This window comes from Corynebacterium tuberculostearicum (assembly GCF_013408445.1).
GTDB classification, from domain to species: Bacteria; Actinomycetota; Actinomycetes; order Mycobacteriales; family Mycobacteriaceae; genus Corynebacterium; species Corynebacterium tuberculostearicum.
This window is the reverse complement of sequence record NZ_JACBZL010000001.1, coordinates 512,111-527,581: the sequence shown is the minus strand read 5'-3', so window position 1 is coordinate 527,581 and position 15,471 is coordinate 512,111. Positions and strand designations below refer to the sequence as shown.

Annotated in this window: 14 protein-coding genes; 11 read left to right on the top strand and 3 right to left on the bottom strand. The window is 59.5% G+C overall.

Going from position 1 to position 15,471, the window contains the following annotated elements; all coding sequences use genetic code 11:
- The first annotated feature begins 187 nt into the window (after positions 1 to 187).
- Positions 188 to 1,096 carry a Dyp-type peroxidase gene (locus tag BJ985_RS02495; protein ID WP_005324758.1) on the top strand — a complete coding sequence of 303 codons (909 nt, stop codon included), beginning with the start codon at positions 188 to 190 and terminating at the stop codon, positions 1,094 to 1,096.
- 56 nt (positions 1,097 to 1,152) lie between these two features.
- Here BJ985_RS02495 and BJ985_RS02490 read toward each other — a convergent pair whose 3' ends face one another.
- Entirely contained in the window at positions 1,153 to 2,466 is a 1,314-nt protein-coding gene (locus BJ985_RS02490; RefSeq protein WP_179386497.1) for a class I SAM-dependent methyltransferase, read from the bottom strand.
- A gap of 233 nt (positions 2,467 to 2,699) precedes the next feature.
- Between BJ985_RS02490 and BJ985_RS02485 the strand changes: the two genes are divergently transcribed.
- The 4 genes from BJ985_RS02485 to BJ985_RS02470 all read left to right on the top strand — a co-directional run bounded on the left by BJ985_RS02485 (position 2,700) and on the right by BJ985_RS02470 (position 7,260).
- Entirely contained in the window at positions 2,700 to 4,043 is a 1,344-nt protein-coding gene (locus BJ985_RS02485; protein ID WP_005324756.1) for an NAD(P)/FAD-dependent oxidoreductase, read from the top strand.
- A 246-nt stretch (positions 4,044 to 4,289) separates the two neighbouring features.
- On the top strand, positions 4,290 to 5,102 hold the full coding sequence (thiM, locus tag BJ985_RS02480; protein ID WP_179386496.1) for a hydroxyethylthiazole kinase: 813 nt from the start codon (positions 4,290 to 4,292) through the stop codon (positions 5,100 to 5,102).
- Positions 5,103 to 5,732: a thiamine phosphate synthase gene (gene thiE / locus BJ985_RS02475; RefSeq protein WP_179386495.1), complete on the top strand. Its 630-nt coding sequence runs from the start codon at positions 5,103 to 5,105 to the stop codon at positions 5,730 to 5,732. It abuts the gene before it with no gap.
- Positions 5,725 to 7,260, top strand: coding sequence for a bifunctional hydroxymethylpyrimidine kinase/phosphomethylpyrimidine kinase (locus BJ985_RS02470; protein ID WP_179386494.1), 1,536 nt, complete (start codon positions 5,725 to 5,727; stop codon positions 7,258 to 7,260). Before thiE ends, BJ985_RS02470 begins: the two co-directional genes overlap by 8 nt.
- Here the strand turns inward: BJ985_RS02470 and BJ985_RS02465 are convergent.
- Entirely contained in the window at positions 7,257 to 7,859 is a 603-nt protein-coding gene (locus tag BJ985_RS02465) for a class I SAM-dependent methyltransferase (protein ID WP_179386493.1), read from the bottom strand. The genes BJ985_RS02470 and BJ985_RS02465 overlap by 4 nt on opposite strands.
- 108 nt (positions 7,860 to 7,967) lie before the next feature.
- Between BJ985_RS02465 and BJ985_RS02460 the strand changes: the two genes are divergently transcribed.
- Entirely contained in the window at positions 7,968 to 9,041 is a 1,074-nt protein-coding gene (locus BJ985_RS02460) for a magnesium and cobalt transport protein CorA (RefSeq protein ID WP_005324749.1), read from the top strand.
- Between the two features lie 23 nt (positions 9,042 to 9,064).
- On the top strand, positions 9,065 to 10,231 hold the full coding sequence (locus BJ985_RS02455; protein WP_005324748.1) for a saccharopine dehydrogenase family protein: 1,167 nt from the start codon (positions 9,065 to 9,067) through the stop codon (positions 10,229 to 10,231).
- Here the strand turns inward: BJ985_RS02455 and BJ985_RS02450 are convergent.
- Positions 10,228 to 10,674, bottom strand: a complete 447-nt coding sequence (locus BJ985_RS02450; protein ID WP_179386492.1) for a PaaI family thioesterase — start codon at positions 10,672 to 10,674, stop codon at positions 10,228 to 10,230. The two genes, BJ985_RS02455 and BJ985_RS02450, sit on opposite strands and share 4 nt — an antisense overlap.
- Positions 10,675 to 10,733: 59 nt before the next feature.
- Between BJ985_RS02450 and gnd the strand changes: the two genes are divergently transcribed.
- The 4 genes from gnd (at position 10,734) to BJ985_RS02430 (ending at position 15,345) form a co-directional block, all read left to right on the top strand.
- On the top strand, positions 10,734 to 12,185 hold the full coding sequence (gene gnd, locus BJ985_RS02445; protein WP_179386491.1) for an NADP-dependent phosphogluconate dehydrogenase: 1,452 nt from the start codon (positions 10,734 to 10,736) through the stop codon (positions 12,183 to 12,185).
- Between the two features lie 107 nt (positions 12,186 to 12,292).
- Positions 12,293 to 13,591: a DEAD/DEAH box helicase gene (locus BJ985_RS02440; protein ID WP_179386490.1), complete on the top strand. Its 1,299-nt coding sequence runs from the start codon at positions 12,293 to 12,295 to the stop codon at positions 13,589 to 13,591.
- Positions 13,592 to 13,610: 19 nt separating this feature from the next.
- The gene (locus tag BJ985_RS02435) at positions 13,611 to 14,459 is read left to right on the top strand and encodes a hypothetical protein (RefSeq protein ID WP_005329571.1); all 849 of its coding nucleotides are present in this window, start codon (positions 13,611 to 13,613) and stop codon (positions 14,457 to 14,459) included.
- Between the two features lie 40 nt (positions 14,460 to 14,499).
- Positions 14,500 to 15,345, top strand: coding sequence for a hypothetical protein (locus tag BJ985_RS02430; protein ID WP_005329568.1), 846 nt, complete (start codon positions 14,500 to 14,502; stop codon positions 15,343 to 15,345).
- Positions 15,346 to 15,471 lie beyond the last annotated feature (126 nt).

Here is a 15,471-nt window from a genome sequence, read left to right as displayed (position 1 = left end):
CGAAGAGCCGCGCGGTTCCTTTTCTTCTACTTCTTCGTATCCATGTCCACATCTTCTCACCCGGCTATCGGTTAGTTTTCAACCAAAATGCACACTAGCGCATATAACGGCCAAGCAGGTCTCTATCAGGAGCGATTCCAAGCCGGCGAACGTACCTCATCTCCACAGGGTGCGTAGAATCGACAACATGACGATTCAGCACGTAGTAGATAAGCCTTCCCGCGCAGCTCTCTTCCTCGTCCTTGAAATCAAGGACGGTGGCGAGCAGGCCACTCGCGATATGCTCACGGGGTTTGCCGGACTGTTTAAGTCCGTTAACTTCCGCTACAACGAAGGCGAGCTTTATACCGTAGTCGGCATTGGTGCTTCCATGTGGCCGCGTTTGACCAGCGCGCCTATGCCGGAACGCCTGAAGGAATTTGAGGCAATCGATGCCGCGCATAAGGCCCCGGCCACGCCGGGCGATATTCTTCTCCACTTCCGTGCGAATACCTATGACCTGTGCCATGAGATGGCCCGCCAGGTACTGGATCAGCTGGGCGATGCCGCCAGGGTTATCGATGAGACCCACGGCTTTAAGTACTTGGACCAGCGCGATTTACTAGGCTTTGTGGATGGCACCGCCAATCCCCTCGCCGAAGAGGCCTTAGATACCGTGCTGCTTGGCGACAACGCCGACTACCCTCGTGGCTCCTACGTCACCGTCCAAAAATATATCCACGACCTGGCCAAGTGGAACGAGCTGAGCACCGAGGAGCAAGAAAAGGTCATCGGCCGCACCAAGGCCGACGATATCGAGTTGGATGACGATACCAAGCCCACTAACTCGCACGTCGCCCTCAATGACCTAGAGGAAGATATTTACCGTGAGAACATGGTCTTCGGCTCTTTCGCCGCGGGTGAGATGGGCACTTACTTCATCGGCTATGCCAAGGACCCCGAAAACGTCATGGAACGCCTGCGCAATATGTTCATTGGCAAGCCGGAGGGAAACTACGACCGTATCTTGGACTTCTCCACCGCGCTTACTGGCACCAACTTCTTTGTGCCCAGTGCGGATCTGATGAAGAACTTCGACGAGCTGCCGCCGGCCTAAGGGCCGCCCGCCTTACGGCCGCCCGCCTTACGGCCGCCCGCCTTACGGCCGGCCGCCTAACGCCGGCCCCCGCGGTTGCGGTGAGCCAACCCAAATTGCACCGAGTCAATCATCCCGAGCGTCATAAGGGCCTCACGGAGGGCAAATTGGAAGGTCCATAAGCGACGGAAGACTGGGTCGAACCCAGCGGCCGCTGCTTCTCGCAGGTGCCCGTCAAAAAAGGATCGCTGCTGACGCAGGGATTCCAAGTAATGGGTGCCCACGTGGGTTTCGGACACGATGCGCAGGTTAGAATTCTTATCCACTAGCTGGTGCATCTCCGTGGTGCGCGGATAGTCCAACCCCGGCCACACATAGGCTCGCAAGGCCTGAAGCGAGGCCTTACCGGCCTCCGTCATCGACTCGGTCGCCACGATGGACTGGATTCCTGCCCGCCCATTAGGCGTTAAGAACCGGTCGACTGCGCGGATATACTCTTTGCGCTCGCTAGCGCTGAGTTGTTCTACCTTTTCTACGGTGACGATGGCGTCATAGTGCCCGTGCCACTGCTTGGGGTTCGGGACGACGCCGGGAATGCGCTCGACATGGATGGAATCGTCTGCCCCCTCTAGTACGAGGGCCTCGCGCATGTGGCTCATTTGGTCCACATCACTGGTCAAAACGTCCACCGTTGCGCGCCGCTTAGTCGCCCGCATCGCTGGCTGCATTCCGGCAGCCGGGTACACCAACAGGTGGGTTCCGGCGCCAGTACGGGTGACGTCAAGCAGCCAATCCGCCGCGCGGCGCTGTGCATCTCCCAGATCATCCCTGTCCACACTCGTGGGCTCACTCAGCGTCGTGACATCGACGAAGTGGCTCTTCGGCTCCTTGCGGCCAGCCTTGGGGCTATAGCTTTCCACCGTTTCCCTAATGGTGGTCGGTACGCCACTGGAAAAAATCCCCCCTACATGGCTTAATCCATCGCCGGCATAGAGCCGAACCAATTCCAGTGGCAGCTCCCCTGGCTCCGACTTACCGGCACCCAGCATCTTGGCCTTGGGGAGGTAACCCACCCCCAATAGGCGGCCGAGGACCTTTACCAGCTGCGAGGAAGAAGTAACGGTCCACTCTCCTGCCATATAACTTTCCGCAAATCCCAGCCAACCGCTAGCGGCAATGCGCTCAAACAAGGCATCATGCCCCACCTTGAGATCTGGTCCGCCTTCGGCTTCTAGGTCTAGTTCTAGTCCGGCATCATCGCAGGCCTTGGCAAACTCAGCCTCTGCCCGGCGGGCTTTCATTCCAGGCCAACGAGGTGCGGGAACCGTAGCCACATTGGGCCAGGATTCTGCATCGATAGAGCTCAAATGCTCAGGGCGGGTAAAAGTCATAATGCCAGGTGCGCTCCTTGATGGGCGGAGGAAGTCACTATCCGGAACAACCTTAGTCAGCTTTGTGCGCACCCCGGTTGAGGCGCTCCGGACAGCCGCGCCGGTTCTTCCCACGAAAACCGCAACGCAGCGGCGGAAGTTTATCAGTCATTAAGTATGCGCGTTCTGTTTGAAGTGTTTAGACTGTACGGGTACTAAACATTAGCTTTCTTAAGGAAGGTCGCATTAAATCCATGACTGATACCCCTTATCGCCCCAACGGTGGCCGCCACCACGTCGTCGTGGTTGGCGCCGGCTTCGGTGGTCTCAACACCGTTCAGAAGCTGAAGAACGCCGATGTGGAAATCACCCTCATCGATAAGAAGAACCACCACCTGTTCCAGCCGATGCTGTACCAGGTAGCAACCGGCATGATTTCCGCCGGTGAGGTTGCCCCTTCCACCCGCCAGCTGCTGCGCGATCAGGACAACGTCCACTTCGTTAACGCTGAGGTTACTGATATCAACCTGGCGGATCAGACGGTTACCGCTGAGCAGGACGAGTTCTCTCGTACCTATGCTTATGACTCTCTGGTTGTCGCCGCGGGTTCCGGTCAGTCCTACTTTGGCAACGACCACTTCGCTGAGTTTGCCCCGGGTATGAAGACCTTGGACGATGCCCTGGAGCTGCGCTCTCGCATCATCTCGGCGTTTGAGAAGGCAGAGCTTACCGACGACCCCGCGGAGCGCGAGCGCCTGCTTACCTTCATCATCGTTGGTGCTGGCCCAACCGGCGTTGAGCTCACCGGCCAGATTGCCGAATTGGCAAACCGTACCCTCAACGATGTCTATTCCAACTACGGCACCACCTCGGCCAAGATTTACCTGCTCGATGGTGCCCCACAGGTACTGCCGCCATTTGGCAAGCGCCTGGGCCGCAAGGCTCAGCGCACCTTGGAAAAGGAAGGCGTACAGGTTCACCTGAACGCCATGGTGACCGATGTAACCGCGGACACCGTCACCTACAAGGACATGAAGACCGAGGAGGAAACCACCCTGACGGGTGCTACCAAGATCTGGTCCGCTGGTGTGGCCGCTTCCCCACTGGGCAAGATGGTTGCAGAGCAGGCTGGCGTCGAGGCCGACCGCGCAGGTCGCGTCTCCGTCAACGAGGACCTGACCGTGGGCGAGCACAACAACGTCTACATGGTCGGTGACATGATCTCCCTCAACCGCCTGCCGGGTCTGGCACAGGTTGCTATCCAGGGTGGCGCGCACGTCGCAAAGCTCATCCAGGCCAAGGTGGACGAGGAATCGACCGCAAATGAGAAAGAAGCCTTCGACTACTTTGACAAGGGCTCCATGGCCATCGTGAAGCGCTTCAACGCCGTCGTTAAGCTGGGCAAGACCGAGTTCGGTGGCTTTGCAGGCTGGGTTGCATGGCTCGGCCTGCACCTGACCTACGTCATTGGTCTGCGCAGCCGCTTGGCCGTGCTGGTTAACTGGGCAACCAATATCCTCTCCCGCGATCGCGGCAACCTTGAGATCACCACCCAGCAGCGCATCGCACGCAATATCATTAACAAGAACGAGAAGTAATACCTCCTCGCTCACATCGCCGCCCCACCTGCTGGAAAGCAGGCTCTGGGCGGCGATTTTTATTTTCCCTGGCTACCTGTTGCTAGCGCCGGCGATTCCGCTACTGGGGAGCCCGAACGTCGATTTTCGCACATAGTTTCCGTGACCTTTGTTAGGCTGAGACACGCAACATGGGGTGCCGCACGCGGTGCGGCTGAGAAATACCCATCGAACCTGCACTCAGTTAGAACTAGCGAAGGGATAGTTGTGGATTATGCTTTTCTGAGCGCACACGACGCTGTGCGCGAGTCCACGCCGCTTATTCAATGTTTGACCAATAAGGTCGTCAGCAACGTCACCGCCAATGCTCTGCTGGCTATCGGGGCCAGCCCGGCGATGGTCGATACGCCGGAGGAATCGCGCGAATTCGCGCAGGTAGCCAGCGGCGTACTCATCAATTGCGGTACGCCCAGCTCCGAGCAATACGGCGGCATGCGCGAGGCCATCGCCGGGGCGAACTCCGCCCACACCCCCTGGGTACTCGATCCGGTAGGCGCCGGCGGCCTGAGCCACCGCACGGAGTTCATGCGCGAGGTGCTGCCACTTGGCCCGGGCGCAATTCGTGGCAACGCGTCAGAAATCATTGCCCTCGCAGGTACCGGGCAGGGCGGCCGAGGCGTCGAATCCACCGATGGCGTGGAAGCCGCCCTGGATTCGGCAGTGGTGCTTTCCCGGGATACCGGCGCCGTCGTGGCCATTTCCGGCCCGCGGGACCTTATCGTCCACGTCGGCGATACAACGCGTGCCGTCTACCTCGAATCGGGGCACCCGATGCTCCAGAACGTCATTGGTACTGGCTGTTCGCTTGGCGCTATCTGCGCCGCATATCTGGCCGCGTGGGAGGATCCTTTCGAAGCGATCATCGCTGCGCACGCGCACGTTGGCGCGGCGGGTAGCGTGGCCGCCGAGAAGCACCACGCCCCCGGCTCCTTTGCCGTTGCATGGCTGGATGCGCTCTACGATGTCCCGACGGCGGATATTGAGGGCCTGGTCAAGCTCACTGACGTGGAGGGGATCTAGATGGCTATTGACTGGACGCTCTACCTGGTGACCGATCCAGATCTGGCTGGCGGGCGAGACAACGTGGTCTCCATCGTGCAGGAGGCTGTACGCGGCGGCGTTACCGTCGTCCAGCTCCGGGACAAGGAAGCTAGCGATGAACAGATTGAGCGCACGGCCCGCGAATTGCTTGGCGTATTAGGCGATGTCCCGCTATTCATCAATGACCGCGTAGAAGTGGCCGCAAAACTCGGCTGCCACCTACACATTGGGCAGGATGACATGGCCTTTCGCGAGGCCCGGGAGAAGCTAGGTGAGGGCCAGCTTATTGGCTTATCCATCGGCAGTAACGAGGAGCTTGCTGCTATTGCGGACGATGCACTGCCGGATGTCATCGGCATCGGGCCCGTGCATTCGACCGCAACGAAGAAAAACGCCCCAGCCGGCATGGGTACGGCTGCGGCCGCAGCACTCGCCCACGCCGCACGTGAGCGTGGCATCGAGTCCGTCGCCATCGGCGGAATCAAGACCCATAATGCGCACGAGCTGGCGGGCAGCGACTTTGCCGGAGTTTGCGTAGTCAGCGACATCATGGCGGCCGAGGACCCCGCAGCAGCCGCCGCCCACCTTAAGGAGGCTTTCCATGGCTAAAGGCATCTATCCTCGAGTACTGTCCATTGCCGGAACCGATCCCACCGGCGGAGCAGGAATTCAGGCCGATCTGAAATCCATCTCTGCCGCAGGCGGCTACGGAATGAGCGTCGTGACGGCGTTGGTGGCTCAAAACACCCAGGGTGTTCGCAGCGTCCACGTACCGCCGGTGGACTTTCTGCAGGAGCAGCTAGACTCCGTCATCGATGATGTGGAGATTGATGCGGTAAAGATTGGCATGCTTGCCGACGCCGCCATTACCGCCAAGGTCGCAGACTTCCTGCGCCACCTGCCGGAGGATGTCCCCGTGGTGCTTGATCCGGTCATGGTGGCTACCAGCGGGGATCGCCTGCTGGAAAAGGAAGCAGAACAGGCCGTGCGCGATCTCTGCTCCCAGGTGGACCTCATCACTCCCAACTTGAAGGAATTGGCAGTCCTTACCCAGACGGACGAGGCGAGCGACCTAGAAGAGGCCATTGCCACGGCGAAGGAATGGGCGAAGGGTGCTGGTACCGCGGTCGTCGTCAAGGGCGGGCACCTCGATGCTGACATCGCCGACAATGCGGTGGTTAATGCGGATGGGGCTGTGCACCGCGTTGCTTCCAGCCGTGTGGACACGAAGAATACGCATGGTACTGGCTGTTCCCTTTCCTCTGCCCTAGCCACTCGCCTGGGAGCCGGCGATAGTCCCGCGGCAGCTCTAACGTGGTCAACCCAGTGGCTGCATGAGGCAATTGCTAATGCGGATGCGCTTCACGTGGGCAAGGGACACGGACCCGTGGACCACCTGCATCGCTCGCAGCGCCTCATGCAGGCTGCCTCTACCCTGCCCCAGCCGTACTTATCCGGCAACCTGGTAGAACCGGAAAACGTCGACCAGCCCCGCGTTCCCGCGGCCGGCCCACACACGCAACGCCTGTGGAACCTAGCTGGGGATCACTGGGAGGCCATCAAGGCTCTGCCCTTTATTCGGGCCTTGGGCACGGGGGCGTTGGAAAAGGATGCCTTTGGCTTCTACCTCGACCAAGATGCCCAGTACCTGAACGCTTATTCCAAGGCGTTGGCTCGCCTCGCCAGCCAAGCCCCAGAAGCGGCACAGCAGCTGCACTGGGCCGAAGGCGCGCATGATTGCTTGGCGGTGGAGGCCGAGCTGCACCGCGGGTGGCTCGAAAGCGATATCACGACCGCAGCCTCCCGGGTAACCAGCGCCTATACGGATTTCCTGATCCGCTCGACGCATACGGATGACTACGTGGTGGGCGCTGCGGCGGTACTGCCCTGCTACTGGTTATATGCAGAGGTAGGCCTCCACCTCGCAGAGTTTGATTCCCCCGAACACCCCTATCACTCATGGCTTTCCATGTACGGCGGCGAGGACTTCCTCAACGGGGTTCGCGCTAGCCTCGACATCGTCGAACAAGCTCTCTCCGAGGCGGATGAGCGCACTCGCCTGCGGGCCGAGCGCGCCTATATCACCGCCAGCCACCATGAGGTCGACTTCTTCGACCAAGCCGATAGGCGCTTTTAGGCCAGTAAGTCTGACCCAGGGCGCGAAAGAACGGCGACGAGGAAGGTGGAATGCTCCGAGAAGAGCTTCATGTCCCACGAGGAGAAAGTGAAGTCGACTCGGTAGCCCACCTTCTGCGCCATGTCGAGGAAATCAGAAAATTCCCACCCACGGCCCTCGCCAAAGCCGGTGACGAGGCGGCCACCGGGCTTGAGGGAATTATAGATATTGCGCAGCGCGGGCTCGCGGCCTTCCTTTGCTAGAAAGCCCATGACATTGCCTGCGGATACGGCGATATCAAAGGGGCCTTCTGGCACCTCTTCCTCGCACAGATCTCCCACGAACCATTGCCCCTCTGGGAAATCGTGCTCAGCGTGCTCGATAAGAATGGGGTCTACGTCGACGCCCACAACGCTATGGCCGTGGCGAAGCAGCTCGCCGCCCACGCGGCCGGTGCCACAGCCGGCATCGAGGATGGTGGAGTTGCGTTCCACCATGGCGTCGATAAGCCGGGCCTCGCCGTTGATGTCTTTACCCTGTGCGGCCAGCACCTTCCATTTGCGAGCAAAGTTATGGGAGTGCTCGGGATTAGCGTCGGTTACTTCTTTCCACGTAGGCATAGATTCGATTATATTACCCGGCTTCGGTGTAAGATTTACCCGCTGCGTAAAATCGCCGCCTGCCCATTGGGAAAATACCCGCACTACCGCGCAAAGGAGGCTGAAAAGATGCCATCCGTACCTTCACCCTTTAGGGGCCGCAAGAAACCCGAGCCTCCTAGTAAGCCCACTTCCCTGCCGGTACCACCGGAGCGAGCCATTGAACATTGCCGCGTCTTTGTGGATGGCGAGGCGCTTCCTGGAGAGTATTCCACCAGCTCCGCGCTGGAAGCCATTGAGGAGTACGGCCGCGGATTTATTTGGGTGGGCCTGCATGAGCCCTATGAATCCCAGATGACTAAGGTGGCCTCCCAGTTTGGCATCCACGAACTTATCGTGGAAGACGCCGTTATGGCCCATCAACGCCCTAAGCTCGAGCGCTACGATGATCAGCTCTTCGTGGTCGCGCGTTCCGTGAACTACCGCGATCATGATGAGGTCACGGATAAGCGCCAGATCATTTCCACCGGCGAGATCCAGATGATCATGGGCTCCAACTTCATCATCACCGTCCGCCACGGCGCAAAGCTGCCCAACCTGGCTTATACGGTAGAAGATGAGCAGGACTTGGTAGAGCTTGGCCCGGTGGCCATGGCCTGGAAGATCCTGGATATGATGGTGGACCGCTACTCGGAGATTTCCCGTCTTATCAGCATCGAGGTCGATGAGCTGGAAGAAGAAATCTTCACCCCGAACCTCAAATTTGATGTAGACCGCATCTACATGTTCAAGCGTGAGGTGCTGGAGATGAAGCATGCCATTGACCCACTTTCGGTGGCACTGAAATCCATGGTCTCTGACCACAAGGATTTAATTTCCAAGCAATTGCGCTCCTACCTGCGCGATGTCAACGACCATGAGCTCGTGGTCAAGGACCAAGTATCCAGCTTCGATGAGCGCCTTACCTCGCTTATCGACGCCTCCGTGGCCAAGGTAACGATGCAACAGAACTCGGATATGCGCACCATTTCCGCGGTCGTTGGTATGTGGGCCGCGCCTACCCTGGTGGCGGGTATCTACGGTATGAACTTCGACATTATGCCGGAGCTGCACTGGGCGCTGGGATACCCCACGGCGATTATCATTATGATCTTGGTCGTTGTGGGCCTGTGGGCTTGGTTCCGAAAGAACCACTGGCTCTAATCCCTCCGGTACGCTCGTGCATTATGAGCGATATCACTGTTTACGGCGCTACCGGGCTGGTCGGCCAATTGGTGGCGCGCTACCTTGCCTCGATTAACGCGCCCTCTGTGACTCTGGCCGGCCGGAACCGACCGGTGTTAGCCGCGCTGCGCGATGAACTCAATCCGCACTGGGACATCGCCATCGCCGCCGCCGATGATGCCGCCGCTGTGGAGCGCATGGTGGAAGGTACCAAGGTGCTAATCACCGTGGTCGGCCCCTACAGCCTGTATGGTGGCCACGTCGTTGCCGCTTGCGCGCGCCATGGTGTGGACTATGTTGACCTCTGCGGTGAGGTTCCCTTTATTCGCCGGAGCATCGACTCCCACCACGCCACTGCCCAATCCACGGGTGCGCGCATCGTTCACTCCTGCGGCTTTGATTCCGTGCCCTCGGATATGGGCATGCTTAATCTCTATCAGGCGGCAGGAAAGCCGTTTGCACGGGTGCAGATGGTCGTCGACAAGCTCAAAGGGGGAATCTCACCGGGCACCATCGAGTCTTCCCTGCAGGTCTCGCATGCCGCGCACGCGGACAAAGAGGTAGCCCGTAACCTGCACAATCCTTACTCGCTGGACCCGGATCCCAAGGCCGGGCCACGCTTAGACGGCCTCCAAAAAGACTTCGAAATTAAAGAAGTCGACGGCGTGGGCTGGGTAGGCCCCTTTTTCATGTCCATGTTCAATACCCGCGTGGTGCGCCGCTCTAACGCTCTGCTAGGGCGCGCGTGGGGCACACGCCTGTTTTACAAGGAAGCATGGTGGGCTGGCACCGGACTTTCCGGTCGCGCACGCGCCTATGGGCTGGCGCTCGCCACCAAGCTACTTTTTGATGGCACTCAGTCGCGCCTGCGCCCACTGGTGGAAAAGGTCCTGCCCACCCCCGGACCTAGCGGTGCACATTTCCAGGTCAGCCACCACGGCATTACCGAAGATGGCCAACGCTGGCGAGCAACTGTGTCGGCACAAGGCGACCCAGGCTATGAAGTCACCGCAATGATGCTGAGCCAGGCTGCTCTCTGCTTGCTCGATTCGCGCTCCGGTACTAGCCACGCAGGCGGCGTACTCACCCCGGCCACCGGACTTGGAAAGCCCTATCTGCAGCGGCTTTCCGCCCACGGCATGTCTTTTACCGCCGCTCGGATGAACTAGCGCAGAATCATAGTGCGCAAGGTGGTGCGGGCGATAAGCTCGCGGCCTTGCCGCATCTCGACGCTCCACAGATGGGTGCGGCCGCCTAGCTGCACGGGCGTAGCCACGGCTTCTAACTCGCCCTCACCTGTGGAGCGAATGAAGTCGCTGGAGTTATTGACGCCGACTGCGGGGGCGTCGGCAGCCGCAACGCTGGCAATGGAGGCCACGGTTTCTGCGATTGAGCAATACAACCCGCCGTTGGCTACTCCCCAGGGTTGGTGATGCTCCGGCAGCACCTGCAGTTTCGCACGGGCCTCGCGCGGGCCCACGTGGGTGAACTGCAGTCCTAGCAATTCCGCAAGGCCGCCGTTTAAGGCATTGAGAGACTCCAGTTCTTCTGCGTTGAGCACCCGCGTATGCGCGACGTGGAGCAAGTCATTGAGTTTTTGCGTATCCGACATAGTCCACCAGCCTAACGGTTGATGCCAGCGCTGCGCGCTAGTGACGTAGTATAGGCAGCATGACTGATAAGAATGAACTTGCTCAGATTGGCGTCGTGGGATTGGCGGTCATGGGCTCTAATTTGGCCCGTAACTTTGCCCGCAACGGCAATACCGTAGCGGTGTATAACCGCAGCCCTGAAAAGACTCATGCGCTCATTAAGGCCCACGGTGAGGAAGGCAACTTCGTGCCCTCGGAAACCATCGAGGACTTTGTGGCTTCCTTGGAGCGCCCGCGCAAGGCAATCATCATGGTCAAGGCTGGCAAGGCCACCGATGCCGTCATCGATCAGCTGGCCGAGGCCATGGATGAGGGCGATATCATCATCGACGGCGGCAATGCTTTGTTCACTGACACCATTCGCCGCGAGAAGGACGTAGCCGCCCGCGGCAAGCACTTCGTCGGCGCCGGAATCTCCGGCGGCGAGGAGGGCGCGCTCAACGGTCCGGCCATCATGCCTGGCGGCCCCAAGGAATCGTGGGAGACCCTCGGCCCGATTCTTGAGTCCATTGCCGCCAACGTGGACGGCACTCCGTGTGTCACCCACATTGGTCCAGACGGCGCCGGCCACTTTGTCAAGATGGTCCACAATGGCATCGAGTATGCCGATATGCAGGTCATCGGCGAGGCTTATCAGCTGCTGCGCTATGGCGCGGGCATGGAACCGGCCGAAATCGCAGAGGTATTCCGCGAATGGAACTCCGGCGACCTTGATTCCTACCTCATTGAAATCACCGCCGAGGTTCTGGCCCAAAAGGATCCGGAGACTGGCGCCCCGCTGGTCGACATCATCGTGGACGCCGCCGGCCAGAAGGGCACCGGCCGCTGGACTGCCATCAATGGATTGGAACTCGGCGTTCCCATTACTGGTATTGCCGAATCCGTCTTCGCCCGCGCGCTGTCCTCCTCCACCGCGCAGCGCGCTGCCGCCCAAGAAGGCCAGCTGCCAGCCGGCACCATCAAGGAGCTGGACGTGGACAAGGCGGAGTTCATCGAGGATGTGCGCCGCGCGCTCTACGCTGCCAAGCTCATTGCCTACTCCCAGGGCTTTGACGAGATTAAGGCTGGGTCCGAAGAATTCGGTTGGGACGTTGACCCGCGCGATCTAGCAACCATCTGGCGCGGCGGCTGCATCATCCGCGCCAAGTTCTTGGATCGCATCCGCGCAGCCTATGACAATAATGCGGACTTGCCCGCCCTCATCCTCGATCCCTACTTCAAGGGCGAGCTGGAAGACCTCATCGACCCTTGGCGCCGCGTGGTCGTCGCCGCTACCCAGCTGGGACTGCCGGCACCGGTCTTTGCGTCATCCCTCTCCTACTACGACAGCCTGCGTGCCGAGCGCCTGCCGGCCGCTCTCATTCAGGGCCAGCGCGATTTCTTCGGCGCCCACACCTTCAAGCGCACCGACAAACCAGGTACCTTCCACATTGAGTGGTCCGGTGACCGCAGCCTGACCCAGACCGACTAGGTTCGCATTGACTTGATTGGGGCCCTTCGGGGCCCCTTTCACTTTTCTAACAGGCGTGTTGATTCGAATGCGGCGATTCGACTCGCTGCCGATAAGATGGGAAAACGATGACTACCTTTGCCGATCTCGGCCTTCCCCAGCGCTTGGTGCACGTTCTGCACAACGAAGGCATTACCGACCCGTTTCCTATTCAAAAAGCCGCGATTCCCGACGCCCTCGCCGGCAAAGACGTACTCGGCCGCGGCCCTACCGGGTCGGGCAAGACCTATACCTTTGGCTTGCCCATACTTGCCCGCCTTGCCGGAACAGGTGCATCCAAGCCTGCTCATCCCCGTGCGCTTATCCTCGCCCCGACCCGTGAGTTGGCCACTCAGATTCACCTGCGCCTTGATGAACCAGCGGCAACGCTGGGTTTAAGAGTGCTCGCTGTCGTGGGCGGGGTAAATATCAATCACCATATCCGCTCCCTCGCCCGCCCCGTTGATGTACTTGTCGCTACCCCTGGCCGTGCCCAGGATCTAATTGACCAGGGCAAGCTGCATTTGGATGCGGTCCAGATTACTGCACTGGATGAAGCCGACCAGATGGCCGATATGGGCTTTTTGCCCCAGGTACGCAAGCTGCTGCGCCTAACTCCGGCTAAAGGCCAGCGCTTGCTGTTTTCGGCGACGCTTGACGGCGACGTCAACAAGCTGGTGGAGCAATTCCTCCACGAACCGGTGGTCCACACCACTGCGCCGGTGCAAGCTGCAGTGGATTCCATGTCCCATCACCTCTTTTTCGTTGGTGATCGCCCCGCCCGCAACGAGGTGGTGCTGCGCATCGCTGCCCGCCAAGGCAAAACCATCATGTTCATGCGCACCAAGCACGGCGTGGACAGGCAGGTCAAGAAGTTGCGGCGCGCTGGCATCAACGCGTACCCGCTGCATGGCGATAAAGGCCAAGGCGCCCGTACCCGCGCAATCGAAGGCTTCGCCGATGGCAGCATCCCAGTCTTGGTCGCCACCGATATTGCCGCCCGCGGCATCGATATTGCGGACGTTTCACTCGTTGTTCACGTCGATCCGCCCGCGGAGCACAAAGCCTATCTCCATCGCGCCGGCCGCACGGCACGCGGCGGTGCTGCGGGTACCGTGATCACTTTGGTCATGGATGAACAACGCAAAGAAGTAGACGCTCTAATTAAGAAAGCCGGGGTCACAGCTACGGAGCACGATATTTCTCACCGTGACAATCCTGCAGGTGCGCCGGTACTTAAGGAGATTACGGGTGCTCGCAAGCCCAATGGCCCTGCCCTTCCCCCGCCCGGGCAGGCCGTACCCCAGAAACCAGCGAAATCTGTCAAGAAATCCAATTTCCAACGCCGTCGCTCAGGCGGCAAAGTCGCCCGCCGCCGACGCCGCTAAGTCAAGGAGGTTAACTCTCATGCGTATCTTGAGCCCTGAGGAATGGAGTGCTCAACAGCATGAACACGAAAAGCAAGCCACCGACCGCTTGGAGCGCTTCCGACATCCTGGCAGCTACCACCCTGTTTTCGATTTTCTCTTTGAGTACTACCCCGTACGCCCTTCTCACCTAAAGCGCTGGCACCCAGGTGTAGGAACTGCGCTAACGGGCACTCCTCCGCACGCTGAATGGCGGGATTACCACGCCACCTCAGACGGCATCACCGTCGACATCGGCAGCTTTCTAGAGCGTCGTGGTGACTCGGTTCGGTATATTTCTAATCTGCTTCGGCGTTCCGCTACCAATCCGGCCCACTTTGACTGCTTCGGTCTGCATGAATGGGCAATGGTCTACCACACGGATTCCCCGCGACATTCGCTGCCCTTGCGGCTTGGTGCGGACGGGACCAATCGGGTTGTCGATGAGCACTCAATTAAGTGTTCTCATTATGATGCCTTCCGGTTCTTTACTCCTCCCGCTCGCCCTCTTAACCTCACTGTCCTGCATCGTGAGGATCAGCCCGACAATGACCAGGCAGGCTGCGTACACGTCACAATGGATTTATATAAGTGGGCCTGGAAGCTGGGACCACTGGTTCCAGGCGAACTTTTCCTTGAGTGCCTGGATCTGGCGATTGAAGCGCGCATTCTTGACATGGAGGCGTCCCCTTATGACTGCCGTGATTGGGGACTTGGCGTCGTGCCCATCGAAACACCTGAGGGCAAGGCCGAATACGTCTCGAGGCAAAGAACGCTGGCGCACAAAGCTGAACCACTGCGAGAACGGCTTGTCGCTGTGATAGATCAGGCACTTGCCCCGCTAGAATGAGCCACTAACAACGGCAGTTTGCTTGGGAGGAAAACACCACATGGCACGGCATTCAAACGGGAAAAATAGCTTCGCAGTAGCGGGATGGGTTATTGCGGTGGCTATTATCGCGCTGCTGGCCATAATCGCCCTGGTTACCTTCCTTTTACGCGGCGCGGGCAACGACGACGGCGAAGACTCCGCCGCACCCGCCGCAGTGGAAACCAGCACCGAGGCTGCACCGGAAACCAGCACGGCAGCTGCTTCCAGTGCTTCCACGTCCGATGCGCCCACGAGCTCTTCTTCCTCGAAGAGCTCCGCTCCAGCGACGAGTTCCGCAGCAGCTCCCAAGCCCGATGTGACGATGGCGGCAAATACGCTCCTGCTCTTGGATACCTCTACGGCCATGGCGCCGATGTACGGCCCTGTATCCAAAGCCTTGGGCACCACTGCTTCTGACCTAGCCGCTGACGGCGGAGCAGTTTCTTTGTGGAACTACTCCTCTCCTATCTCTGAAACCGCCACGGTTGGGTTCCGACAAAACCTGGGCTTTGGCGATGGCAACGCTGTATCCGGCACGCTCAGTGGCTTTGGAACTGGCGGTGTTCCGCAAACGCGCAGCGCAGTGGTAGCGGCAGTAGCCAATGCCGCCGACCAAGCTGCAGGCAGCGGCGATAAGGCACGCGTGCTCGTCGTAACTACTGGCACCGAGCAAGACATGGATGATGCTCAATTCACGTCCGCTCTTGACGACGCCGCCTCCAAGGACGTTTCTCTCAGCGTCGTTCATGTCGGTGAAGGCAATGTCGATGCCGCACTGAAGTCCGCGGCTGATAGCTTCACTTCCGTTGATTCCACCGATGAGACCCAGCTTTCGGGAGCAATCAACAAGGCCGTCGGCATTTAACGAGGAACCGATTTTTCCCAGCACCGTACGAAGTCTCGTACGGTGCTTTAATTTTTTGCCCTTAAAAAGACTAGAGCTCTCATACACAGCCCACCCACGGGCACTCCACCCAATTTAAGCTCAAGG